20 protein-coding genes are annotated in these 24,983 nt (G+C 66.4%); 17 read left to right on the forward strand and 3 right to left on the reverse strand.

Annotated features, from left to right (window positions below):
• Positions 1–60: 60 nt before the first annotated feature.
• The 8 genes from IFT58_RS14320 (at position 61) to IFT58_RS14355 (ending at position 9,663) form a co-directional block, all read left to right on the forward strand.
• The gene (locus tag IFT58_RS14320) at positions 61–783 is read left to right on the forward strand and encodes a glycosyltransferase family 2 protein (RefSeq protein ID WP_192082289.1); all 723 of its coding nucleotides are present in this window, start codon (positions 61–63) and stop codon (positions 781–783) included.
• Positions 783–1,124 carry a lipid-A-disaccharide synthase N-terminal domain-containing protein gene (locus IFT58_RS14325; protein ID WP_188325439.1) on the forward strand — a complete coding sequence of 114 codons (342 nt, stop codon included), beginning with the start codon at positions 783–785 and terminating at the stop codon, positions 1,122–1,124. The genes IFT58_RS14320 and IFT58_RS14325 overlap by 1 nt, the downstream gene beginning before the upstream one ends.
• A 145-nt stretch (positions 1,125–1,269) precedes the next feature.
• The gene (locus tag IFT58_RS14330) at positions 1,270–3,045 is read left to right on the forward strand and encodes a DUF885 family protein (protein WP_192095663.1); all 1,776 of its coding nucleotides are present in this window, start codon (positions 1,270–1,272) and stop codon (positions 3,043–3,045) included.
• A 67-nt stretch (positions 3,046–3,112) separates the two neighbouring features.
• Complete coding sequence (locus IFT58_RS14335; protein ID WP_192095665.1) at positions 3,113–3,727, forward strand: hypothetical protein; 615 nt, start codon at positions 3,113–3,115, stop codon at positions 3,725–3,727.
• 58 nt (positions 3,728–3,785) lie between these two features.
• Positions 3,786–4,163, forward strand: a complete 378-nt coding sequence (locus tag IFT58_RS14340) for a hypothetical protein (protein WP_188325436.1) — start codon at positions 3,786–3,788, stop codon at positions 4,161–4,163.
• A 58-nt stretch (positions 4,164–4,221) separates the two neighbouring features.
• Entirely contained in the window at positions 4,222–5,493 is a 1,272-nt protein-coding gene (locus IFT58_RS14345; protein ID WP_192095667.1) for a TolC family protein, read from the forward strand.
• Positions 5,490–6,467: an efflux RND transporter periplasmic adaptor subunit gene (locus IFT58_RS14350; protein WP_192095669.1), complete on the forward strand. Its 978-nt coding sequence runs from the start codon at positions 5,490–5,492 to the stop codon at positions 6,465–6,467. Before IFT58_RS14345 ends, IFT58_RS14350 begins: the two co-directional genes overlap by 4 nt.
• 28 nt (positions 6,468–6,495) lie before the next feature.
• A complete protein-coding gene (locus IFT58_RS14355) occupies positions 6,496–9,663 on the forward strand; it encodes a CusA/CzcA family heavy metal efflux RND transporter (RefSeq protein ID WP_192095740.1) in 3,168 nt (1,055 codons plus the stop codon).
• Between the two features lie 204 nt (positions 9,664–9,867).
• Here IFT58_RS14355 and IFT58_RS14360 read toward each other — a convergent pair whose 3' ends face one another.
• Positions 9,868–10,272, reverse strand: a complete 405-nt coding sequence (locus IFT58_RS14360) for a RidA family protein (protein WP_192082299.1) — start codon at positions 10,270–10,272, stop codon at positions 9,868–9,870.
• A 127-nt stretch (positions 10,273–10,399) separates the two neighbouring features.
• On the opposite strand from IFT58_RS14360, the gene IFT58_RS14365 reads away from it, so the two are divergent.
• The 3 genes from IFT58_RS14365 (at position 10,400) to IFT58_RS14375 (ending at position 13,630) form a co-directional block, all read left to right on the forward strand.
• On the forward strand, positions 10,400–11,308 hold the full coding sequence (locus IFT58_RS14365) for a LysR family transcriptional regulator (RefSeq protein WP_192095671.1): 909 nt from the start codon (positions 10,400–10,402) through the stop codon (positions 11,306–11,308).
• 172 nt (positions 11,309–11,480) lie between these two features.
• Positions 11,481–12,755, forward strand: coding sequence for an AAA family ATPase (locus IFT58_RS14370; protein ID WP_192095673.1), 1,275 nt, complete (start codon positions 11,481–11,483; stop codon positions 12,753–12,755).
• Between the two features lie 2 nt (positions 12,756–12,757).
• Complete coding sequence (locus IFT58_RS14375; protein WP_192082307.1) at positions 12,758–13,630, forward strand: hypothetical protein; 873 nt, start codon at positions 12,758–12,760, stop codon at positions 13,628–13,630.
• A gap of 328 nt (positions 13,631–13,958) precedes the next feature.
• Here the strand turns inward: IFT58_RS14375 and IFT58_RS14380 are convergent, their stop codons facing one another.
• Positions 13,959–15,182 (reverse strand): glycosyltransferase, encoded by a 1,224-nt coding sequence (locus IFT58_RS14380; protein WP_192095675.1) that lies wholly within the window; start codon positions 15,180–15,182, stop codon positions 13,959–13,961.
• A 271-nt stretch (positions 15,183–15,453) separates the two neighbouring features.
• Here IFT58_RS14380 and rpmB point away from each other — a divergent pair, with 271 nt between their 5' ends.
• The 6 genes from rpmB to IFT58_RS14410 all read left to right on the forward strand — a co-directional run bounded on the left by rpmB (position 15,454) and on the right by IFT58_RS14410 (position 24,245).
• On the forward strand, positions 15,454–15,690 hold the full coding sequence (gene rpmB / locus IFT58_RS14385; protein ID WP_005411638.1) for a 50S ribosomal protein L28: 237 nt from the start codon (positions 15,454–15,456) through the stop codon (positions 15,688–15,690).
• Positions 15,691–15,700: 10 nt separating this feature from the next.
• Positions 15,701–15,865 carry a 50S ribosomal protein L33 gene (gene rpmG, locus IFT58_RS14390; RefSeq protein WP_042613882.1) on the forward strand — a complete coding sequence of 55 codons (165 nt, stop codon included), beginning with the start codon at positions 15,701–15,703 and terminating at the stop codon, positions 15,863–15,865.
• Positions 15,866–15,976: 111 nt separating this feature from the next.
• On the forward strand, positions 15,977–17,395 hold the full coding sequence (gene cls, locus IFT58_RS14395) for a cardiolipin synthase (protein ID WP_192095742.1): 1,419 nt from the start codon (positions 15,977–15,979) through the stop codon (positions 17,393–17,395).
• A gap of 34 nt (positions 17,396–17,429) precedes the next feature.
• A complete protein-coding gene (locus IFT58_RS14400) occupies positions 17,430–18,833 on the forward strand; it encodes an FAD/NAD(P)-binding protein (RefSeq protein WP_192095677.1) in 1,404 nt (467 codons plus the stop codon).
• A 9-nt stretch (positions 18,834–18,842) separates the two neighbouring features.
• Positions 18,843–21,032, forward strand: a complete 2,190-nt coding sequence (gene uvrD / locus IFT58_RS14405; protein WP_192095678.1) for a DNA helicase II — start codon at positions 18,843–18,845, stop codon at positions 21,030–21,032.
• Between the two features lie 213 nt (positions 21,033–21,245).
• A complete protein-coding gene (locus IFT58_RS14410; protein ID WP_192095679.1) occupies positions 21,246–24,245 on the forward strand; it encodes a hypothetical protein in 3,000 nt (999 codons plus the stop codon).
• A 7-nt stretch (positions 24,246–24,252) separates the two neighbouring features.
• On the opposite strand, the gene IFT58_RS14415 is transcribed toward IFT58_RS14410, so the two are convergent.
• Positions 24,253–24,966, reverse strand: a complete 714-nt coding sequence (locus IFT58_RS14415) for a ThuA domain-containing protein (RefSeq protein ID WP_192095680.1) — start codon at positions 24,964–24,966, stop codon at positions 24,253–24,255.
• Positions 24,967–24,983 lie beyond the last annotated feature (17 nt).

Raw genomic sequence — 24,983 nt, forward strand, 5'->3', positions numbered from 1 at the left:
TCGGCTAACCTCGGCAGCGGAGAATGCGCGCTCTTTGTTTTCACCCCGGCCGAGTGCCCCATGAGCCATCCCGAGCTGTCTGTTGTGGTCCCGGTGTTCAACGAACGCGATAATGTCGCGCCGCTGGTGGCTGAAATCACCGCCGCCCTGCGGGGACGCATCGCCTTTGAAATCGTCTACGTCGACGACCAGTCACGCGACGACACGCTGGCGGTGCTGCGGGCGCTGAAGTCCCAGACGCCGGAACTGCGCGTGCTGCACCATGTCAGCCAGAGCGGGCAAAGCACGGCCGTGCGCAACGGGGTCAAACATGCGCGGGGCGCGTGGATCGCGACCCTGGACGGTGACGGCCAGAATGATCCAGCCGATATTCCCGGGCTGCTCGACGCGCGTGCGCGGGCTGATGCCAGCGTCAAGCTCTTCGCCGGTTGGCGGGTCAACCGCAAGGACAGCGGCAGCAAGCGCTGGGCCAGCCGCTGGGCCAATGCGATCCGTGCGCGCATGCTGCGCGATGACACGCCGGACACGGGCTGCGGCATCAAGCTGTTCGAGCGCGAGGCCTTCCTGGACCTGCCGTACTTCGATCACATGCATCGCTACCTGCCGGCCTTGATGCAGCGTGCCGGCTGGCAGACCACCAGCGTGCCGGTCAACCACCGCCATCGCACCACGGGCGTGTCCAAGTACACCAACCTGGGCCGCGCGCTGGTCGGCATCCGCGACCTGCGCGGCGTGGCTTGGCTGATCACCCGCAGCCGCCGTACTGTCGTGGAAGAAGCCTGATGGAACTGCACTGGCTGGACCAGCCGCTGACCTGGTTGTACTGGACCGGGCTGCATGTGACGGGTTGGAAGCTGATCGGCTATACCGGCGCGCTGATGTTCGGGGGCCGCTGGCTGGTCCAGTTCGTCGCCTCGCGGCGTGCCGGCAAACCGGTGATCCCGCGCCTGTTCTGGTACATGAGCGTGGTCGGCAGCCTGATGACGCTGAGTTACTTTCTGTTCTCGGCCAAGCAGGACTCCGTCGGTGTGCTGCAGAATCTGTTCCCGGCGTTCACTGCCCTGTACAGCCTGAAACTGGATATCGACCACCGCGGCTGGAAGCGCGACAAAGCCGCGCACTGACGGCGCGACGCACACCCCTGCATCCGCCACCCCTGCATAGACGCGATCGACGCCATTGCCCGGCACGGGCAGGACATTCGACCCATGTCGCAGGCAGCCAACGGTGCCATGATCGGTGGTCTGCCTTCCCGGGAACCTGTCGCTCGTGAAAAACCGTCTCGCCGTTGCCCTGCTGATTGCCCTTTCCTCGCCGTTGGCCGTCCATGCCGCCGTGCCCACTGCCACGACCGCGCCGGCCAGCGTCGCCAACGAACGCGCTGCCGATGCCGCGTTCCGCGCTATCTATGAAAAGGAATGGGCCTGGCGCCAGGAGGGCGGCGGTGAAGCCAGCGAAGACGGCGATGCGCCGGCCAGCGCGGCACGGCTGCCCGACGTGGGCCCCGCCGCGCAGCAGGACCGGCTGAAGGTCTGGGACGAGGTGCTTGCGCAGCTGGACCGCACCGACGTCAAGGCGCTGTCCCCGGTGAACCAGGTGAACTTCGCGATCTATCGCGACCAGGTCTTCAACCTGGCCCAGGAGGTGCGCCTGCGGACCTACGAGATGCCGTTCAACTCCGACTCGTCGTTCTGGTCCAACCTGTCCTTCATGGCACGGCGCGAGATGAAGACCGCGCAGGACTACCGCAACTACATCGCCCGCTTGAATGACGTACCGCGCTACTTCGGCCAGCAGACCGACAACATGCGGGCCGGCCTGAAGCGCGGCTTCAGCGTGCCGCGCGCGGTGCTGGATGGACGTGAGGTGGCCATTTCCAACGTTGCCGACCTGAAGGATCCGACCGAATCCCCGCTGTACGCACCGTTCAAGAAGCTGCCCGCCAGCATGCCGCAGGCGGACCAGGCCGCGTTGCAGGCGCAGGCACGCGAGGCGATCAGCGGCAAGGTCATCCCGGCGTTCCAGCAACTGCGTACGTTCTTCCTGCAGGACTACGTGCCGCAGGCGCGCACTACGCTGGCGGCCGAAGCCATGCCCGATGGCAAGGCGTTCTACAAGCAGCAGATCCACGAATACACGACGCTGGACCTGACCCCGGATGCGATCCATCGCATCGGGCTGGATGAGGTGGCACGCATCCAGAAGGAAATGAACGCCATCATCCAGCAGGTCGGTTTCAAGGGCAGCTTCGATGAGTTCCTGACCTTCCTGCGCACCGATCCGCAGTTCTACGCGAAGACCCCGGATGAGCTGCTGCATCGTGCGGCGTGGATCTCCAAGCGCGTGGACGGGGTGATCGGCAAGTACATGACGCTGCCGCGTGCGCGCTTCACCATCGTGCCGGTGCCGCCGGACATCGCGCCGTTCTGGACCGCCGGCCGCGGTGGCATGGGCACCTACTGGCTGAATACCTACAACCTGCCGGCGCGCCCGCTCTACAACCTGCCCGCACTGACCCTGCACGAATCAGATCCCGGCCATGCGCTGCAGGGTGCGTTGGCGGCCGAACAGGGTGACCTGCCGGCGTTCCGTCGCACCAGCTACATCTCCGCCTACGGTGAAGGCTGGGGGCTGTACTGCGAAAAGCTCGGCATCGAGATGGGCATCTATGAGACCCCTTACGAAGACTTCGGCCGTCTGACCTACGAAATGTGGCGGGCGGCGCGTCTGGTGATCGATACCGGCGTGCACAGCAAGGGCTGGTCACGTGACAAGGCCATCGCCTACCTGCGTGACCATACGGCGCTGAGCGAGCACGAGGTCACCACCGAAGTCGACCGCTACATCTCCTGGCCGGGACAGGCCCTGAGCTACAAGCTGGGTGAGATCGCCATCGTCCGGCTCCGCGCACAGGCCGAACGGGAGCTGGGCGAAAAGTTCGACATCAAGGCCTTCCACGACGCCGTGCTGGAACAGGGCTCAGTGCCGTTGCCGGTGCTTGAGCAGCAGATCCAGGCGTTCATTGCAGAGCGCAAGCGCGCATGAGCGATCCACGGTAGCGCCGCAGCAGGGATGCGGCAGCCTTGGGGGGTCACCTCCAAAAGGCTGCCGCATGAACAACGTTCCGGATGATTTCTCCATTCATTGGCGAACCTTCAGCGTATCGCAGGGGGTCGTGCAGCCCTCGGGCGAGCCACCGGCATGGGCGCCGCTCTCGGTGACCAACGCGCCAGCAATGACCACCACCACGACAATGTGCGGCATGCCGTGCTACCAGCATGGGCTGCGCACCAGTGTCATGGACCTGTTGACCCACGCGGAGCGCAGTACCCTCTACCTGGATTACGCCGTACATTCTTCCGCACTCGCCGATCCGGAGCGCATCATCGCGGTGCGCCCGGACCAGGCCGAGGCTCACCTGACCTACCGGCAGTTGTGCGAGCCGGGCAGCTTCTGCGTGCGTCGTGATGAGGCGGGTAGCTTCGTACTGGTGCATCGTCCGCGGCCGGCTGCGGGGGCAGGTGCACTGGTGCCGCTGGTGCGTACGCCGCTGGAGTTTTCGGCACAGGGCTGGCGCCTTCATGTACCGGAGACAGCTCGCTCGGCATGGAATGGCGTACGCGATGTGCACTTCTCCAGTCTGGACGCGCTGAAAGCGGCGCTGCCGCCCGGCATGAAGGAGGTGACCGGTGCGTCGCTTGGCGATATCGAGGCGACCCATCTGTAGCGGCGCATGCGGTCGCTGCGATTGTGTAACGCCCGATGCGCCCGCTACCCTGCGGGTGATGATCCGTCCACCCCGCCACCGCCGCTTGTTCCTGCTCCGCCTGCTGATGCTGGTGGTGGTGGCGCTGGGTACCGCCGGCGGCGCGCTGGCATCGGCGTTGGGTGACCTGCACGAGCTGTCCCACGCGGATCATCCGGCCGTGCCGCATGGCAGCCTGGAAAGCGATAGCGGTCACGACGATGAAGATGTCGGCGACCGGCTGCTGCATGCGCTTGTGCATTGTGGCCATTGCCACGGGCAGGGCGGGCAGCTGCCGATGGGGCACGCTGGCTGGTGCAGCTTGTCTCCCGGCGTCGTTCTGCTTGACGCGGTGTACGACGCCGGCGGGACATCGATGATGCCCGATAGTCTGCTGCGTCCTCCGATCCAGGGCTGATCCACCGCCGGCCCGCAGCCGGTGATCTGATCCCTGATACGTCCTTCGGAGAGACCCCATGTGGAAATGCCTGGCCGCCTTGGCGGCCTTGGCGATGGCACCGTGCGCCCCTGCACAGGTGACGCCGCCCCCTGTCCCGTTGACACTCGATGCCGCCATCGAGCGTGTTGCGCGCACCCATCCTGACCTGCGACTTCTGCCCTTGCAGCAGGATGTCGCGCAGGCACGACGCGATGCCGCCGGGCTCGCACCGCCGCTGGTGTTCGGCGCAGACGTCGAGAACGCCCTCGGCACCGGTGACAGCCGCGGTGTCCGCTCACTGGAGACCACCGTGTCGTTGGCCGGCGTGCTGGAGCGAGGAGGCAAGCTGGATGCGCGCCGTGCGGTCGCGCAGGCCAACCTCGATGCACTGGCCCCGCAGCGGGAGATCACCCGCCTGGACATGATGGCGGAGGTGGCACGCCGCTACCTGGCCATCACCGCCGCCGCCGCCCGCGAGCGGATTGCCCGGGATGACATCGAACAGCGTCGGCGCGCGGTGGACGCAGCACAGCGGCGCCTGACCGCCGGTGCGTCACCGGCTTCGACCCTGATGACCGCACAGGCCGCCCTGGCGCAGGCAGAGCTGGATCGTGACCGTGCCGTGCAAGAGGCCCAGGCAGCGCGGCTTTCGTTGGCCGCGTTGTGGAACGAGCGCAGCGTTGCGTTCGATGTGGTCAGCGGCGATCCGCTGCAGCTGCCTGCGTTGCAGGACTTCGCCCAACTGGCCGATCTGCTCGAGCGCACACCCGAGCTTGCGGTGATCGCCGGCGAACAACGTGTGCGTGAGGCACAGCTGCAGTTGGCGAGTACCCAACTGCGCGGTGACATGTCCTGGCAGCTCGGCGTGCGCCACGACCGGGCCAGCCGCGATGCATCGCTGGTGGGCGGCTTCAGCATCCCGCTGGGCGCTGCACGGCGGGCCGAGCCGGAGATCCGGGCCGCACGCAGCGAACTGGCGATGAGCGCGCTGGAACGCCAAGGGCGCGCGCTGCAGCTGCACGCCACCTTGGCTGAGGCACATGGACGCTACGGCAACGCCAGGCTGGAGGTCACGCGGATGGACAGCGACGTCGTGCCGCAATTGCGCCGTGCCGAAAAGGCAGCCGAAACCGCATGGCGCGCGGGTGCCATCAGTTACCTCGAATGGTCGCAGCTGCAGGCCATGCGCATCGAAGCGCGTCAGCGCCAGCTGGATGCGGCCCTGGCGGGACAGACCGCTCTCATTGAAATCCAGAGGCTCACCGGGCAACCGCTGGTTGCCCCTGCCATCCAAGGAACCGCCCCATGACCCTGACCCTCACGATGTTGGCGCGCAGCGCGTTGTCGTTGCTGCTGCTTTCCGCGCTTGCCGCGTGCACCGGCAAGGTGGACGACGGGGCCCCGGGTGCGGGCAAGCCCGCAGTGGACCATGACGCAGCGGAAGCACATGACGAAGAAGAGGCACCGGCCACCACCCACATCGCCGCGTCACAGGCGAGTGCAGCGGGCATCGTCACCGCGCCCGCTGCGGCGGGCACGATTGCCGATGAGCACGAAGTGCAGGGTCTGCTGGCACCCGTCGACGGACGCAGCGCCCAGGTCACTGCACGCTTCCCCGGTCCGGTGCGCGCACTACGGGCGAATGTCGGCGACCGCGTACGCGCCGGACAGCCGCTGGCCAGCATCGAAAGCAACCTCAGCCTGTCGACCTACAGCGTAGCCGCCCCCATTTCCGGTGTCGTGCTGTCACGCCAGGTGCAGCTCGGTGCCGTCGCTGCCGAGGGCCAGGTCCTGTTCGATATCGGCGACCTGTCGCAGCTGTGGGTGGACCTCCACATCTTCGGTTCCGACACGCAGCACATCACCGCGGGCGTGCCGGTCACGGTGACCCGCATGACCGACGGTGCCAGCCAGACCGTCACCCTGGAACGGGTGCTGCCCGGCACCGCGACCGCCAGCCAGAGCACGGTCGCCCGCGCCCTGATCGACAACGCGGACGGCCTGTGGCGGCCCGGCGCGGCCGTGCGGGCGCGCATCGTGGTGGCGAGCACCCCGGCGCCCATCGTCGTACCGCTGACCGCGCTGCAGACGCTGGACGGTGGCGAAGTGGTATTCGTGCGCGACGGCGACACCTACACCGCACGCCCCGTGCAGCTGGGCGCGCGCGATGCCCGCCAGGTCGCGGTGACCGATGGACTGCGCGCAGGCGAGCAGGTCGTGGTCGAGCAGAGCTACACGGTGAAGGCGGACATCGGCAAGGCGGGGGCGGCCCATGAGCATTGAACCGTCTCTCGATGGCACCCCGCACGGCCTGCTGGAGCGCCTGGTCCGCGGCGCCATTGCCCAGCGCTGGCTGATGATGGGGCTCACCCTGGCCTTGGTGCTGGTCGGAACGTGGAGCTTCAGCAGGCTGCCGATCGATGCCACCCCGGACATCACCAACGTACAGGTGCAGGTCAACACGGCCGCGCCGGGCTATTCGCCGCTGGAGAGCGAGCAGCGCATCACCTATGCCGTCGAAACCGCGATGGCCGGCTTGCCAGCACTGGACCAGGTGCGCTCGTTGTCGCGCTATGGGCTGTCCCAGGTCACCGTGGTGTTCGAAGACGGCACCGACCTGTACTTCGCCCGCCAGCAGGTGGCCGAACGTCTGCAACAGGTCAAGTCGCAGCTGCCGGAGGGAGTGGATCCGCAGCTGGGTCCGATCGCCACGGGCCTGGGCGAGATTTTCATGTACACCCTGGATGCGGCGCCCACGGCCCGCAAGCCTGACGGGACGGCGTACACCGCCACCGATCTGCGCACCCTGCAGGACTGGGTGATCCGGCCGCAGCTGCGCAACGTCCCGGGCGTCACCGAGGTCAACACCATCGGCGGCTTCCAGCGTCAGGTCCACGTCACCCCCGATCCTGCGCGCCTGCGCGCGCTGGGCTTCACCATGGACGACGTGGTCGCCGCCGTGCAGGCCAACAACCAGAACGTCGGTGCCGGCTACATCGAGCGCAATGGCCAGCAGTTCCTGGTGCGCATACCGGGGCAGGTCGCCAACCTGGACGAGATCGGCGACATCGTGCTGGACCGCCGGGAAGGCGTGCCGATCCATGTGCATGACGTGGCGCGCGTGGCCGAAGGCGCAGAGCTGCGCAGTGGTGCGGCCACCCAGAACGGCCACGAAGTCGTGATGGGAACCGTGGTGATGCTGGTCGGCGGCAACAGCCGTAACGTCGCGCAGGCCGCTGCGGCGAAGCTGGCGCAGGCACAACGCAGCCTGCCTGATGGGGTCACCGTGACCGCCAGCTATGATCGCACCGCGCTGGTGGACCGCACCATCCATACCGTGGCGAAGAATCTGCTGGAAGGCGCGTTGCTGGTCATCGTGGTGCTGTTCCTGCTGCTCGGCAACTTCCGGGCCGCGCTGATCACCGCGGCGGTGATTCCGCTGTCGATGCTGTTCACCCTGACCGGCATGGCCCGCGGCGGTGTGTCCGCGAACCTGATGAGCCTGGGCGCGCTGGACTTCGGCTTGATCGTCGATGGTGCCGTGATCATCATCGAAAACTGCCTGCGTCGCTTCGGCGAACGCCAGCACGCGCTGGGCCGCGACATGACCGCCGCCGAGCGCTTCGACGAGACCGCACGCGCTACCGCCGAGGTCATCCGCCCCAGCCTGTTCGGCCTGGGCATCATCACTGCCGTGTACCTGCCGATCTTCGCCCTGACCGGCGTCGAAGGAAAAATGTTCCACCCGATGGCGATCACCGTGGTGCTGGCACTGACCGGGGCGATGCTGCTGTGCCTGAGCTTCGTACCGGCGGCCATCGCGCTGTTCCTGGGCGGAAGGGTCCAGGAAAAAGAGAACCGGGTGATGGCATGGTTGCGGCGACGCTACCACCCCCTGCTGGACCGGGTGCTGCAGCACGCGCGCTGGGTGATGGCCGGTGCGTTGGTGCTGATCGTGGGATGTGGTGTGCTGGCGACCCGGCTGGGGAGCGAGTTCGTGCCCAGCCTCGACGAAGGCGATGTCGCGATGCATGCCATGCGCATACCGGGTACCAGCCTGAGCCAGTCCGTGCAGATGCAGGTACAGATCGAAACGGGCCTGCTGCAGTTCGCAGAAGTGGAGAAGGTGTTCTCGAAGATCGGCACCCCCGAAGTCGCGTCCGATCCGATGCCTCCGTCGGTGGCCGATACCTTCGTGATGATGAAAGACCGCAGCGAATGGCCCGACCCGCGCAAATCGCGGGCCGCCCTGCTGGGCGAACTGGAAACGGCGGTGGAACAGCTGCCGGGCAACAACTACGAGTTCACCCAGCCCATCCAGATGCGCATGAACGAGCTGATCTCGGGGGTGCGCGCGGATGTGGCCGTGATGGTCTACGGCGATGATCTGGACACCCTGGTGCAGCTCGGGAAACGCATCGAAAAGCAGGTTGCAGCGGTACCGGGGGCAGCGGATGTACGTCTGGAAGAGACCAGTGGCTTGCCGTTGCTGACCGTACTGCCCGATCGCCAGGCGCTGGCGGGGTACGGGCTGAATCCTGGGCAGGTACAGTCCACCGTTGCGACGGCGGTAGGGGGCCAGGTGGCCGGCCAGCTGTTCGAAGGTGACCGCCGCTTCGACATCGTCGTGCGGCTTCCGGAAGCGCTGCGGCAGGACCCGGCTGCCCTCGCCGACCTGCCCATATCCCTGGAGGCCGCACTCGCTGGCGGCAACGCGGATGAGCTGAGCCGGGGTGTCGGTGCTGCCGGGGGCGGGCCACGGACCGTGCCGCTGCGGGAATTGGCGCGCATCGAGACCAGTGAGGGGCCGAACCAGATCAATCGTGAGAATGGCAAGCGACGCATCGTGGTGACGGCCAACGTACGCGATCGTGACCTGGGCAGTTTCGTCGCCGATCTGCAGGCCGCGGTCACCGCGCAGGTGCCGCTGCCGACCGGGTACTGGATCGACTATGGCGGCAGTTTCGAGCAGCTCATATCGGCCAGCCAGCGTCTGGCGGTGGTGGTGCCGGTCACCCTGGTACTGATCTTCGCGATGCTGTTCTGGGCGTTCGGTTCGGGTCGCGATGCCGTGGTGGTGTTCAGTGGCGTACCCCTGGCGTTGACCGGCGGTGTGCTGGCGCTGGCCGCACGGGGCATGCCGATGTCGATTTCCGCGGGCGTCGGCTTCATCGCGCTGTCCGGCGTGGCGGTGCTGAACGGTCTGGTGATGATCAGCTTCGTTCGCCAGTTGCGCGCGCAGGGCATGCCGCTGAGCGAGGCCGTACGCGAAGGCGCTCTGGGACGCCTGCGACCGGTGCTGATGACGGCGCTGGTGGCCTCGCTGGGTTTCGTGCCGATGGCCTTCAATGTGGGTGCCGGTTCGGAAGTGCAGCGTCCGCTGGCCACCGTGGTGATCGGTGGTATCGTGTCGTCCACGCTGCTGACCCTGCTGCTGTTGCCCGTGCTGTACCGCTGGCTGCACCGCAACGAACGGTAGTGACCCGCCGAAGGTAGAGCCGACTTCAGTCGGCTTCCCGAATTGCCGCCATGGTAGAGCCGACTTCAGTCGGCTTCCAAAAACGCAGGGTAGAGCCGACTTCAGTCGGCTTCCAAAAACGCATGGTAGAGCCGACTTCAGTCGGCTTCTCATGGTGCAGCCGACTGAAGTCGGCTCTACCCGTTCCAGTCGGTTCCGCGCGCTTCAACGCGCGGGCTGGCTGTCCGGCACCCTGGCGATCACCTTGATTTCAAACTGGAAGCCATACAGCCAGGTCACGCCGATCCCTGTCAGGGTGGGGTAGGGCGCCTCGCCCCAATACTCCGGCACGATCGCCCAGGCTTTTTCGAAGTTCTTTTCCGGGTCGACGATGAACACCGTCACGTCGACTACGTCATCAAAGGTGCACCCGGCCGCAGACAGCACGGCATTGAGGTTGTCGAAGGCGCGGCGCACCTGATCTTCCAACACGGGCTCGGGTGAGCCGTCCTCGCGGCTGCCCACCTGGCCAGACACGAACAGGAAGCCATTGGCCCGTACGGCAGGGGAGTAACGATTACGGTCGTAAAGGGCCTGGCGGCCAGCGGGAAAGACGACATCACGGATCATGGAAGGGCTCCATCAGGATCGCTGCACGGCGCAGCGGGGATGCCTGCATGCTGGACCGCTTCGTGTGCTGGATAAACCGTCCAATCACGCCTAGATTGTTCGGCATAGCCGACAGATACAGACCGTCATGGACCGTTTCGACGCAATGCGCGCCTTCGCCCGGGTGGTCGAAACCGGCAGCTTCACCAAGGCAGCGCACACCCTGCAGGTGGGGCGTACCCGGGTCACCGAACTGGTGCAGCAGCTGGAAACGCACCTGCGCGTACGCCTGCTCAACCGCACCACCCGGCGGCTCAACCTGACCGCGGAAGGGGAGGCCTACTACCCCCGCGTGGTGGGCCTGCTGGCTGAACTGGAGGCGGTCGAGGGGAGTCTCTCCACCGCTACGGCGGCACCGCGCGGACGGCTGCGTATCGACGTGCCCAGCCCGTTCGCCCGGCTGCTGCTGGTACCGGCGCTGCCGGACTTCCACGCGCGCTATCCGGACATCGAGCTGCATATCGGGGTCAGTGACCGCGAGGTGGACCTGATCGGTGACAGCGTGGACTGCGTGATCCGCGGCGGCACGCCGGACGACCTGTCGCTGGTCGCCCGCCCCATCGGCGCGCTGCCCTTGGCGGTGTATGCCAGTCCGGACTATCTGCAAGGCCATGGCACGCCGACGCATCCGCAGGACCTCGACGGGCCGCACCACCTCACCGTCGGCTTCCTGCGCCCGCGCACCGGACGCACCCGCCGTTTCATCCTGCAGCGCGGTGATGAACGGATGGACGTGCAGGGCCGTCACGTGATCGCCCTGGATGATGGCGATGCGTATCTCGCTGCCGGCCTGGCGGGTCTGGGCATCGTCTGCGTGCCCGTCTATATGGCGGCCCCGCATGAAGGACGTTCTGAGCTCGTGCGCCTGTTCGACGACTGGCACCTGCAGGCGATACCGATGCATGTGATGTTTCCGCCCAACCGGCACGTCAGTCACCGCCTGCGCGTGTTCATCGAGTGGGTGACGCAGACGATGGCACCCGGCACGACGGGCTGAACTGACGGGATGCGTTGCCTCCTGCCTTCCGTGCTGCTCGCGCGTGCGGTACGACAGCGATGCACGCATCCGACCGCCATCGCAGCGCCGCACGGCGACCTCGACGGGTTTGCCTGCTGCAGCGGCTGCGGTGGGTTGCCATGCTGGGTCGGCACCCTGCATCGGCACGCACATGCACATCCAGTCCCTCCGCATCCGCAATTTCCGTTCCATCCAGGACATCAGCGTTTCATTGCTCGGACCGGGTGATGCGCCGGACGGGACAGCGCTGGCCAACGTCAACGTTCTGCTGGGGGTGAACGGCGCCGGCAAATCGAGCGTCCTGCGCGCCATCGCATTGAGTGTGCTCGCCCCGGTGCTTGAACGCGGCGCAGGGTTCTTTGCCGATGGCCTGGTGCGGACCCTGCGCGCAGGCACGGACGCCAAGGCAGGCGTCCCATGCCGTGCACCGCTGGTGGCCACGCTGGATACGGCGGTGTGGGTCGACGCGCAGGATGGCGCACTCGGCGGCGATTCGGCGAGCGTGGCGTTGACGATGCAGGCGAAGGTCGAGCAGGTCGGTGACTCGGAAGTGCTGCAGTGGATTCCACCTGACGACCCACACGTTGCACGCGAGGTCCGTGAACTCCAGGACACGCGGCAGACCAGTGCCTTCTTTCTGGTGGGCTACGGTGCGACCCGGCGTGTTGAACACGATCACGGCGCAGACCCGGCGCAGCGTTTCAAGACCCGCGCCCCGCGCTACGAGCGCGTGGCAGGCTTGTTCGAAGACCATCACAGCATGGTGCCGTTGTCTGCCTGGTGGCCCGCGTATGCCACGCAGAATCCAGGCCGCGGCAAGCAGGTGATCAACCTGATGAACCGGCTGCTGCCCGAATCGTGCCGCATGCACGCGACCGGAGAAAACAGGGGCGATACGGAAGCGCCTGGCTTCAGCATGCACGGCGTCCACGTGCCATTCCGCGCGCTGTCGGACGGCTATCGCGCGTATATCGGCTGGATCGGCGACATGCTGTACCACCTGTGCATGGGTGCGCCCTCAGGCCGCAAGCTGGTGGACAACCGCGGGGTGGTGCTGATCGACGAGATCGACCTGCACCTGCATCCGGATTGGCAACGCTCGTTACTGCCCACGCTGTCGCGCGCCCTACCCAACATCCAGTTCATCGTTACGACGCACAGCCCCTTGGTGGTCGGCTCGTTGCAGCCGCAGAACCTGCTGGTCCTTGATGAAAGCGATGACGACGGCGCCCAGTGCCGCCGCCTGCCCGAACAGGTGCACGGGCGCAGTGCGGAACAGGTGCTGCTCAGCCCCTACTTCGGCTTGGCGTCCACCCGCGCTCCGGGCGTGGCGGACCGGCTGGAACAGCTGAGGCGCGCAAGCGAGGCGGGGGATCTGCGCGCTGCGGCCGACTATCTGCACCTGCTGTCTTCCGGAGCGCTGTGAGCATGATACGGATCGAGACCGAAACCGACGTCCTGTACGCTGCCATTGCCGCCCATCGGCCGTCGTGGCTGGCCAGGGCCAAGAGCAGGAAAGCGATGTATCGGCGTACAGGACGCTACGTGGAAGGGCAGGACTTCTGGGGCGAGATAAAAGACATCTACATCGAGCTGCAGCACGAGAAATGTGCCTACTGCGAGACCCGTCTGGCCGGCAGGGAGCTGAGCAGCAAAGTGCATGAGGTAGAGCATTTCAGGCCCAAGTCGCGGGTGAAGACGTGGCCGCCGGCAACAGGTAAGGGCGCCGTGGGCTTCGTGCCGCCGTGCCGGTTGGGGCGGGCCAGCCGACGTGGCTACTACCTGCTCGCCTACCATCCGTTGAACTACGTCATCGCCTGCACGCGCTGCAACTCGACCTTGAAGGCGGATTACTTCCCGGTCCGCCGGGCGCGCAGCACGCGCGCTGCCCATCCGGACACCGCAATGGCCGAAGATCCGCTGCTGATTTATCCCCTCGGCCATCTGGATGTCGATCCGGCGAGCCTGATCCGTTTTGCGGGTGTGCTGGCTGTGCCGCGGCATGACCGGGGACGGGATTTCGAACGCGCACTGGTGACCATCGCGTTCTTCCAGCTCAATCATCAGGACCTGTGCAGTCGCCGCGCGCGCTTGATCGGGGCGCTGTGGCTTTCGTTGCGCACCAGGGACACGCCCGGACTGCCCGCGCTGTTGATTCAGTACCACCAGCAAGCCGTGGACGCGGCACAGGCCGCTGCGGGAGAGTTCGCGGCCTGTGCACGGGATTTCGTCGCACTGCATGCCACCGATCCTGCGCTGGCCGACCAACTCGGTGAAGCCGCCGCCGCCATGAGCCGGTGAACACGCATCTCGCCCCTGGCGCAGCGCCACGCTCGGCGGATGCGGTCGGCGGTGCGATGTCGGATACAGGCCGCGCTGCGCGCTCGCCGAGCACGGCTCGGCGCTACCGGGCTGGTGGCATATCTTTGTAGCGCCGAGCCACGCTCGGCGGATGCGCCCGGCGGTGCGATGTCGGATACAGGCCGCGCTGCGCGCTCGCCGAGCATGGCTCGGCGCTACCGGGCTGGCGGCATATCTTTGTAGCGCCGAGCCACGCTCGGCGGAATCCGTCCGGCGGTGCGATGTCGGATACGGGCCGCGCTGTGCGCTCGCCGAGCACGGCTCGGCGCTACCGGGCTGTGGGGAGGGCCGCCTGCATCGCGGCCACCGCGTGGGCCACGCCGTCTTCGCCTGCCATGCGCTGGCCCAACGCAGCGGCCCGTGTGCGCGTTTCGGCCTGCTCGACGAAGGCCAACGCTTCCGCCAGCGATGCAGCGGCCAGTCGCTTCGGCGACAGCGCGCGTGGGGCCACGCGCAGGCGGTGCAGGCGATCTGCCCAGAAGAACTGGTCGGCCGCGAAGGGCATCACCATCGACGGCACGCCCGCCCGGCAGGCCGAGTGTGTGGTGCCGCTGCCGCCGTGGTGAATCGCCAGCGAGGTGAGCGGAAACAGCTTCTCGTGGGGCACCGCGTCGATCACATGGACGCTGGACGGCAACGCCACCTGTGGCATGCCGGACCAGCCAGGCGACAACAGCACGCGTCGCCCCTCCAACATGCGCAACAGCGCGGTCAGCACGGCCTCACGATCAAAGCCGGTCATGCTGCCGAAGCCGACATACACCGGACGCTCGCCGTCATCGAGAAACGCCTGCAAGGCCGGATCCGGCGCCCATTCCAGCGTCTCCGGCATCCGCCATTGCCCGCAGATCCGATGGTCGGACGGCCAGTCCGGCGGAGCCGGCACCAGGCTGGGGGAAATACCATAGAGCATCGGCACGTCCGTCCACGGGCTGCGTCGTGAAGGCCTATCCAGCACTGCCCGGCGCGCGTCGTTGATCGGGCCGCGGAACTGCCGCCAGATCAGCTGGTTGACCAGCCGATAGCTCGCCCGGTTGAGCAGCGCCGGGGTCCAGCCCGGTGGCAGGAACGGTGAAGGAAATGCGCCGGTGGGCGTGATCGGGATCATGCCGGTGCCGATCAGGGGAAGGCCATGGTGTTCCGCCACGCTCATGCCGACGAAGGCCGCCAGCCCGCCGGTAAGCACGGCATCACACTCCTTGGCCACTCCATCGGCCTGACGCATCCAGGCCGCGACATGGCGCTGGGCCATGCGTGCCAGTCCGCGGCTGGCGGCGCGCGGGCTGTTGCCGCGGGCGAGCAGCGCCACCACTTCTTCGTGGATGTCGCCGTCGAGTGCCGCATGCGGCACACCCAGCTGACGTGCGCTGCCCAGCGTGCTGCCATCCGCGAGCAGCATCACCTCGTGGCCGGCGTCCATCAGGCCACGGCAGAGCAGGGTCAGCGGGCGGGTATCGCCTTCGGTACCGTAGGTAAGTGCGAGCAGTTTCATGGGGCTCTGTGTAGCAGGCGCCGGGGCAGGGCGCTGTGTACCGGCCGGCCCCCTGCGGGGTGGCCCGGAGCGCGCTTGCGCCAAGGGCTCGTTCGCGGCATACTTCGCGGCTCGCTGTGTCCGGTTGATTCCGGGCGGCGGGGCCGGGAACACGTCCTCCGGTCCGCCCAGGTCAGCGTAACCCTTTGATTCTCTTGACGTGTGGTGGGCAACCATCGAGGCCGCCGTCGCCCGGGCTACGGGCTGACAACAACTACTATCGAGGTGCGCAATGTCCCGCGTATGCCAAGTTTCCGGCAAGCGAGTGCAGACGGGTAACAACGTCTCGCACGCCAACAACAAGACCCGTCGTCGTTTCCTGCCCAACCTGCACGAGCGCCGCTTCTGGGTTGCCAGCGAGAACCGCTGGGTCAAGCTTCGTGTTTCCGCGCATGCACTGCGCACCATCGACAAGAACGGTATCGACTCCGTTCTGGCTGAGCTGCGTGCGCGCGGCGAAAAGGTCTGAGGAGTAAATCATGGCAGGCAAGCGCGACAAGATCCGTCTGATTTCGACGGCCGGTACCGGCCACTTCTACACGACGGACAAGAACAAGAAGAACACCCCCGGGAAGATGGAATTCCTGAAGTACGATCCGGTCGTGCGCAAGCATGTCCCGTACAAGGAAGGCAAGATCAAGTAATCCTTGCGGATTACGGGTCTTCCCGAAGAAAGAACCCGCCGCGAGGCGGGTTTTTTTTGCCTCCATACCGCCCGTGCCAGAATGCAGGTCGATGTTCCGACGGGCGATGCGATGCTGTTCGAGTGGATGCTGGGGTCATGGTTGTTGCTGCTGGACTGGTTGATCCGGCTGGCCGCGCTGTTCTGGATCCCCACCCGCACCACCCCGGGCGCAGCGCGCAGTTGGCTGCTGCTGGTGGGCTTCGTGCCGTTGCTGGGCCTGCCCCTGTACCTGCTGTTCGGCCATCCGTGGCTGTCCGCCGAGCGCGTGCGGCGTCAGGCCGAGGCCTCGCAGGTGATCCGCGAGGAACAGGCGCTGCAGGCCGCGCTGCGCTGGCAACCCTGCCCGGACACCGCGGTGGCCGAGGTGGTGCCGCTGGTGGAGCGCCAGGGCGACTTCATGCCGGTCCATGGCAATGCGCTCGACCTGCTGACCGGGTATGACGACTCGCTGGCCCATCTGATCGCCGACATCGACCAGGCCGAGGAACGGGTGCACCTGCTGTACTACCTGATGTTCGACGATCGGGTCGGCGAGGCCATCGTCGAAGCGCTGCAGCGGGCCGCCGCGCGCGGCGTGCACTGCCGGTTGCTGCTGGACGCGGTGGGTGCCAAACGCGGCCTGCGCGCGTACCGCAAGCGCCTGCTGGCGCGCGACATCGACGTGCGCGCGATGTTGCCGGGTGGCCTGCGTTGGCGCCGCAGCGGACGCATGGATCTGCGCAACCACCGCAAGATCGCGGTGATCGACAACAAGGTCGGCTACATCGGCTCGCAGAACCTGGCCGATGCCGGTTTCGTGCCGGGCCATCCGAACCGGGAACTGGTGGCGCGCGTGCGCGGCCCCGCCGTGGCCCATCTGGAAGCGGTGTTCGCCAGCGACTGGTACATGGAAACCGGCCAGCGCCTGGACGTGATGGCCGATGTGCCGGTATGCACCGAGGACATCGCCACCCAGCTGCTGCCCAGCGGACCGGCGTATCCGTTCAGCAACGCACGCGATGCGGTCAACGCGCTGATCCACCTCGCCCGCCGCCGCATCGTGCTGGTAACGCCGTACTTCGTGCCTGATGAAGCCACGCTCAGTGCCCTGCGCATCGCAGCGCTGTCCGGCGTGGATGTGCAGCTGATCGTATCGGCCAGCAGCAATGCCGTGCTGACCGCCTGGGCGCAGGAGGCGTACTACGATGAACTGCTGCGCAGTGGCGTGCGCATCGCGTTGTACGAACCCCACTTCCTGCATGCCAAGCACTTGAGCGTTGACGAGGACATCGCCTTGCTGGGGTCGATCAATCTCGATATCCGCTCGTTCGCGCTGAATGCCGAAATCGGCCTGCTGTGCTACGACCGCAAGATCGTCCGCCAGCTGCTGGACATCGAAGCGGAATACCTGCGCCACTCCCGCCCACTGGAACTGGACCAGTGGCGCAGACGTGCCGCCTGGCGTCGCAGCCGTGAAGGCATCGCCCGCCTAGCCGACGCGCTCATGTAAAGGCAGCCCGCTGCCCATCGCCTACAATCGAGTCATGAACGATCAAGCGCATCCACACCGCATCGACCTGGCCATCATCGGGGGCGGCGCCGCCGGCGTGATGGTCGCCCTGCAGGCGCTCCGCCATGCGCGCCACCCGCTGCAGCTGCAGCTGTTCGAGCCCGCTTCCACGCTGGCCGAAGGCATCGCCTACGCCACCCGCGTGCCGCAGCACCTGCTCAACGTACCGGCCGGGCGGATGAGCGCGCTGCCGGACCAGCCGGCGGACTTCATCGCGTATCTGCGCGCGGTGGCGGCCTATCCACAGGATGACGACGCAACCCTCGCCACCCGCTTCGTCTCGCGTCATCACTACGCGGCCTACCTGCGGCAGCGTCTGTCCGAGGCGCAACAGACCAGCGTCGCGCAGCTTGCGGTGGTACAGCAGCCGATACTTGCGCTGCGTCGTGCCGACGATGGGCTCCAGCTGCAGTTCGGCGACGGGCGTACGGCGAGCGCGCGGCAGGTTGTCCTGGCCTGCGGCAACAGCGTCCGCCCGATGCCCGTGGCCGGTGCCGATGCCCTGCCGCACGAGCAGGTCGCAGAAGCCTGGGACTACGATGGCGTGCGCCTGCTGGCGGGTGACGACGCGATCGGCATCATCGGCTCCGGGCTGAGCATGGTGGACAGCGTGCTGGCCCTGTCGGCGGCGGGGCAGACCGGTGTAATCCATGTGTTCTCCCGCCACGGCCTGCTGCCCCTGCCGCATGCGCACGGCGCCGCAGCAGAGTTCGACCCGCAGCCCTTGCTCGCCCTGTCGCTGCGCGGCCGCATGCGCGCTCTGCGCCAGCACGCCCGCGATGCGGCCGCGCGCGGCATTCCCTGGCAGAGCGTGATGGAACGCATCCGTCCGCTCGGCCAAGCGCTGTGGCAAAGCCTGGATGCCGCCGACCAGCGCCGCTTCCTGCGCCACGTTGCGCGGCAGTGGGATGTGCATCGGCACCGGATCGATCCCGATGTACACGCCCACCTGCGCGACGCGATGCGCGACGGGCGCCTGCAGCAGCACCGTGCTCGGCTGCAGGGCGTGGTGGAAACCGAAGACGGCCTGCAGCTGGCGGCGCACAGCGCCCAGGACACGCTGCGGCATTGGCACCTTGGTGCCCTGGTCAACGCCACGGGCGTGGAGACGCGTGCCGGTGGCCTGCGCAATCCCCTGCTGCGGCAGATGCTCGCCGAGGGCTTAGCGCGGCCCGGTCCGCACGGACTGGGTGTGGACAGTGCGCCGCAGGGTGACCGGCTGGTCGATGCAGACGGCACGGCCCACGCCGATATCGCCGTGCTCGGCAGCCTGCGCATCGGCACCCTGTGGGAGAGCCTGGCCGTGCCTGAACTGCGTCAGCAAGCGCAGAACGCCGCGCGTCACGCCGTGCAGGAGCTCGAAGCAGCGATGCCGTAAAATGGGGGCATGGATGTCTCCCACTTGCTTGATGGCCTGAACCCGGCCCAGCGCGATGCCGTTTCCGCCCCTCCCGGCCACCACCTGGTGCTGGCCGGTGCCGGCTCTGGCAAGACGCGCGTACTGACCCACCGCATTGCGTGGCTGCACGAAGTATTCGGCGTGCCGACCCATGGCATCTTCGCGGTGACCTTCACCAACAAGGCCGCCGGCGAGATGCGGCACCGCATCGACGCGCAGCTGCCCAATGGCAGTCGCGGCGCGTGGATCGGCACCTTCCACGGACTGGCCAACCGCCTGCTGCGCCTGCATTGGGCGGACGCCAAGCTGCCCGATTCCTTCCAGGTGATGGATTCGGATGACCAGCTGCGGCTGGTCAAGCGGGTCGTGCAGGCGCTTGAACTCGATGATGGCAAGTACCCGCCCAAGCAGATCGCCTGGTGGATCAACGAGCAGAAGGACGAGGGCCGGCGGCCGCAGCACATCCAGCCCGAGCCGCATGACGCGTGGCTGGAAACCATGCGCCAGGCCTACATCGAGTACCAGGCGCGCTGCGACCGCGCCGGCCTGGTCGACTTCGCCGAGCTGCTGCTGCGCGCCCACGAGCTGCTGCGTGACAACCCGGCCCTGCTGGCCCACTACCGCGCCCGCTTCCGCGAGATCCTGGTCGACGAATTCCAGGACACCAACTCCATCCAGTACGCCTTCGTGCGGGTGCTGGCGGGCGACACCGGCCATGTCTTCGTGGTCGGTGACGATGACCAGGCAATCTACGGCTGGCGCGGTGCGAAGGTGGAAAACGTGCAGGGGTTCCTGCGTGATTTCCCCGGAGCGCAGACCATCCGCCTGGAGCAGAACTATCGATCCACCGCCAACATCCTCGGCGCCGCCAACGCGGTCATCGCGCACAACCCGGACCGCATCGGCAAGGAGCTGTGGACCGACAGCGGCGACGGTGACCCGATCGATCTGTACGCGGCCTACAACGAGATGGACGAGGCGCGTTACGTCGTCGAACGCGCGCGTCAATGGGTGCGCGATGGCGGCAGCCACGGCGAAGTGGCGGTGCTCTACCGCAGCAACGCGCAGTCGCGCGCGCTGGAAGAAGTCCTGCTGAGCGAGCAGGTGCCTTACCGCGTTTACGGTGGCATGCGCTTCTTCGAGCGTGCGGAAATCAAGGACGCGTTGTCTTACCTGCGGCTGCTGTCCAATCGCAACGACGACGCAGCGTTCGAGCGCGCGGTCAACACGCCCACGCGCGGCATCGGCGATCGCACCCTCGACGAAGTGCGCCGCGAGGCGCGCGCGCAGGGCATTTCACTCTGGGAAGCCACCATGCTGGTGACCCAGGGCAGCGCGCTGGCCGGGCGTGCACGCAACGCACTGGCCGGCTTCCTGATGCTGGTCAACGAACTGCAGGCGCAGACCGCAGAGATGACGCTCGCCGAGCGCATCGACCACGTGCTGTCGCGCTCGCTGCTGCGCGAACACTGGAGCAAGGAAAGTCGCAACGCGCTGGATTCGGAGTCCCGCACCGACAACCTCGACGAACTGGTCTCGGTGGCCTCGCGCTTCGTGCGTCGTGCCGACGATGTCGAGGAAGTCGAAGACATGGACGAGCTGGTCGCCTTCCTCGCCTACGCCGCTCTGGAGGCCGGTGAAGGCCAGGCACAGGCCAATGAGGACGGCGTACAGCTGATGACGCTGCACTCGGCCAAGGGCCTGGAATTCCCGCTGGTGTTCCTGGCCGGCATGGAAGATGGCTTGTTCCCGAGTGCGCGCTCGCTGGAAGAAAGCGGGCGCCTGGAAGAAGAGCGTCGGCTTGCCTATGTGGGCATCACCCGCGCACGGCAGAAGCTGGTGCTCTGCTACGCCGAATCACGTCGCATCCATGGCCAGGACAACTACGGCGTGCCCTCGCGGTTCCTGCGCGAGATCCCGCGTGAATTGCTCCATGAAGTGCGGCCGAAGGTGCAGGTGTCGCGGCCCTCTTCGCTGGGCGCCAGCCGCACTGCCGGCCACGCGTCGCTGGACGTGCCGCCGATGAAGCTGGGCACGCTGGTCACGCATCCGAAGTTCGGCGAAGGCATGGTCACTGATTACGAGGGCAGCGGTTCGCACGCGCGCGTGCAGGTCGAGTTCGCTGACGCCGGTAGCAAGTGGTTGGTGATGGCGTATGCGAATCTGACGGCGGCATGACACCTGCGTAGCGGCCCGGTGGATTCATTGGATGAATCGAAGGCTACGTTTGTGAAAGCCGGTGGCGATTCACACCTGCATTGTGTCCCGCCGTAAATACCGGAACTGTCCATGCTATCGCCCACCTGCGCCGCAGCGGCTGCTCATGCTCCCCACCCGTCTGTGAGACAGGGGCAAGAGCCGACCGCAGGCCCCTCATCGGCTCCCCATCAGGTGGCCAATGCGGCGGCGCTGCCACGAAACGCACTGCCCATCCTCGATCTATCCGGTGCGCACGCCATCAAGTGGCAGGGCGCCGGTAGTGGAGCGGCGATGCTGGTCGAACTCAATCGCGAACAGTGGCGGGTAAAGCAGACCGATTGCAGTGCGCAGGAAGTCACCATGGCCAAGCTGTTCCAGCTGACCGGCCTGCCTGTGCCGGAAACCGCGCTGGCCAGCCCGCTGAGCACGCAGGCGGGTACCGCCCCGGGCGTCGCGTCTCGCTTTGAGGAAACGTTCTATGACCTCGGCAAATTTCTCACCACGGAGCACGCGCTGGCACGGGTAGGCGAGAAGGATCCGCAAGCTGCGCAGCGTTACTCTGCACTGCAGCTCGCGCATCAGGATGCGACCGCTGCATGTAGTCAGCTGCTTGCACAGGCCAAGGTTGCCCAGCCATGGGAGTTACCCCCTGAGCTGCATGCGGCACATGCCAAGATTGATCAGGCACGCTTCAACGCGCTGGAACAGATGAACCGCATGCTGCCCCTTGCGCTGCGCTGTGAACAGCTGCGCCACTATGTCGCCTCTCGCTGGCTGGCCAACTGGGACCAGCTGAATTACCGGATGGAGAATTTCGGCTACGCGATGCGGGATGGTGAGCCGGTGGGAATGAGCCTGGACTTCGGTGCCTGCGGACCGCTGGGTTTCCGCAACATGCGCACCGGCGCAATGATGCCCAAGGAGGCGAGCAAGGACGTGGCGATCTGCCAGCGACCGCCGTCACTGTTCCCGATGCCACCTGAATTCAAGATCTTTGCAGATGATTTCGATGCAATGGACTGTGATCCCGGCCCGCTGCACGACACACTGCGTTGGCCGTACGGTTTCCAGTCTGAAACCATTGTCGAACTTTTCCGTCCGCCAGCGGACCCCGATTCGGCCGTCTGCGATACCTTGGCCGAGATGGGGTATAGGCTCTCGCTGATCCCCGAAGTGGCCATCGGAGCGGTGACCGAAACGTACTGGCAACCTCCTGCGCAGGCGCGATCCAACGCATGGCCCGCGCCTTCAGTACTTGCCGTGCTGTTGAACGAGCGTCGTGACGCGATGCTGAGGCGATTCGACACCAGGCAGCTGGTGGAATGGGTCCAGGCAGATCCCGATCGTGCGCAGCGGGTGAGAAGCGAAATGTGCAAGGCGATGCAGCCGCTGATGCAGGCGTCAACGGGCTATGACGCGGAACGCATGATCGAGGCCCGACACAAAGCGCTGCTACGCACTGTCGAGCCCTGCGCGGCGCCGGCGCTCAACAGCAAGCATCGCGAAATACGTTCGTTGCAGGCGTTCCACAATGCAGTGAGGCAGTTGCGCGAAGGGCTGGATGCAGGTAACAGCAAGGTGATCAGCGCAGCCGCCGCCGAGCTCATGTCACCGGATGTGTATCAGTCACTGCTGCAGAACCTGGATTTTGGGCCTGGCTACCAGCCACATAGCGTCGCTGCGTTCACCGCCAACCAGGACTGGCTGCTGCTGATGCGCAAGCTGGTACAAGAGCAGCGAGTCGATGCGAAGGCGGTGGCCGCGTTGCTGATGACGCCGATAGAGTTCGCTGCCTATCCCGCCAGTGTCGGCTTTCATACTGTCGACCGTCCCGAGGTAGGCATGGCCTTCATCCAGTTGCTGGGAGCGCTGATTGAAGCCCCCAACGGCATGACGCGCGAGGTGATGCGCGCTCAGCTGCTGAAAGCCAAGCAGCCCGGGACAGCCAACTACTTTTCGGCACTGCTGCAGTCCGACGCGGCGCAAGGCTGGATCGACCGCCTCAAGGCTTCGCAATTGTGGCCGTCATCGGCCGAGGTAAGCGAGCACAGGTCGCTGCACGCAGCCAACATGTTCAAGTTGAGGTCCGGCATGTTCAAGCTGCGAAACGCAGTGCTGGGCAGTGATACGTCCCTTGGCGAGACCAATTTCTCGGTGGTGCGCGCCAAGATGGAGCTTCAGCAGCTTGTCGAGGAAGTAGACCTCGCTTACTGCCCGGCCAAGCAGTTGCTGCTGGAGTCCAAGCTGTTCCGGCAGGACGTTCTCTCTAAAGTCACACTGGTCTCTTATGACGAGTTGAATTCCCTCGATCACGCCGTGACCGACGCGGTTGGAGGGGCATGGAGGGATGCGCTGCGCAAGTATCCGGCGCTACGCGGGGTCCCTGTGCCTGCAAGCTTGTTGGAGCAGCAGCAACAAGAGGCCGCGCGAGGGTATACCGAGCAGATGCAGGCGGACCGTCATGGCCCTGCCTCCACCCGGATCCAGCGTGCGTGGAAGCGCTATGAAGCGCAGGTGCTGGAGCAGCCGCAGATGACCCGCAGTGAGCGGGGCCTGGCGTGGAAACAGTGCATCGAGCAGGCCTCAGATGAGATCGGTTCTATGGTGGGCGGGCGCGAGATTCCCATCGCTCCGCAGGTGGAGACCGCATCCATCGCATCGCAGGTGCACACACACGCGGCCCGCCAGGCCAGTGAGGCTGCAGCGGTTCAGGCAGCGGAACAGGCCCAGAGCCAAGCGCAGAAACAGGCTGCCGCGCAGGCGAGCCAGCAGGCAAGAGAGTCGGCGCAGTCCCACGCAGCGGAGCAGGCGAAGAAGGCGGTGCCTTCCTTGGCGGCGACTGCCGTGGCGGTGCATGCGCAGGCAGCGGCGGCCAAGGCCGCGCAGAAACACGCTGCGGACAAAGCGGCACATGAAGCCGCATCGCGTGCGGCGCGCGACGCGGTGATAAGCAACATCCAGTTCAAGGACGAAGTGAATACCCGCTTGGCCCTGCTGCGCGCGCCGGACGTGCGGGGCGTCGCGTCCTCGTCGCGACAGACCACCACGCAGATCGCGCAGCGCCTGACCGCACTGCAGGACGATCGCCTGAACGCGCCACTGGAAGCACGCCTGCGGGCACTGCGTGACGCACCTGCGGCGGCAGGCGCATCGGCTGGGCGTACCCGCAGTGCGCTGCGCGAGAAGAAATAGCCAAGCGTCAGCAGCGAGGCGTCATACCGGTGGCGTACGCCAGACCCCGCCGCAGCAGGGCCTGCACGTTGGCATCGGCGTATACCGCCGCATCGTGGCCGAAGCCGGTGTACCAGCTGCGGCCCTTGCCCATCGCCCTGCACCAGGCGATGGGGTGGTCCTCGCCCATGCTGCCGCCCTCGTAACGGGATTCATCCACCGTCGCCAGCACCTGCACGAAAGGCCGCGGATTGCGGCGGTAGTTGTAGATTTCGTCGGTCAGGGTCCATTGCACGGGTTCGACAGCGTCCCCTTCCAGGATGACGTGTGTCGTCTGCAGGCCAGGTGGATGCTTGTCGAACCAGGCGCCGACCAGTTCGCCATACCAGGGCCAGTCGTACTCGGTGTCAGCGGCCGAATGCAGCCCGAGATACCCGCCGCCGCCTTCGATGTAGGCCTGCAACGCCGCCTGCTGGGGGGCATCGAGCACATCACCGGTGGTATTGGCGAACACCACCGCCTTGTACGGGGCGAGGGTGGCCGCAGTGAAGATCCTACTGTCTTCGCTGTGGTCGGTACGCAGGTGCTGGTCACTCGCCAGCTGGCGCAGCGTCTGCACGGCGACCGGGATCGACTCATGGCGAAATTTGGCGGTGCGGGTGAACACCAGGATCGCGTCGTCGGCTGCGGCCGGTAGCGGCAGCAGCACGAGACACAGACACCACAGCAGAGCTCGTCGCATGCGGCCGATCATGCCAC

It is taken from the genome of Stenotrophomonas sp. CFBP 13718 (assembly GCF_014842145.1).
Lineage (GTDB): Bacteria > Pseudomonadota > Gammaproteobacteria > Xanthomonadales > Xanthomonadaceae > Stenotrophomonas.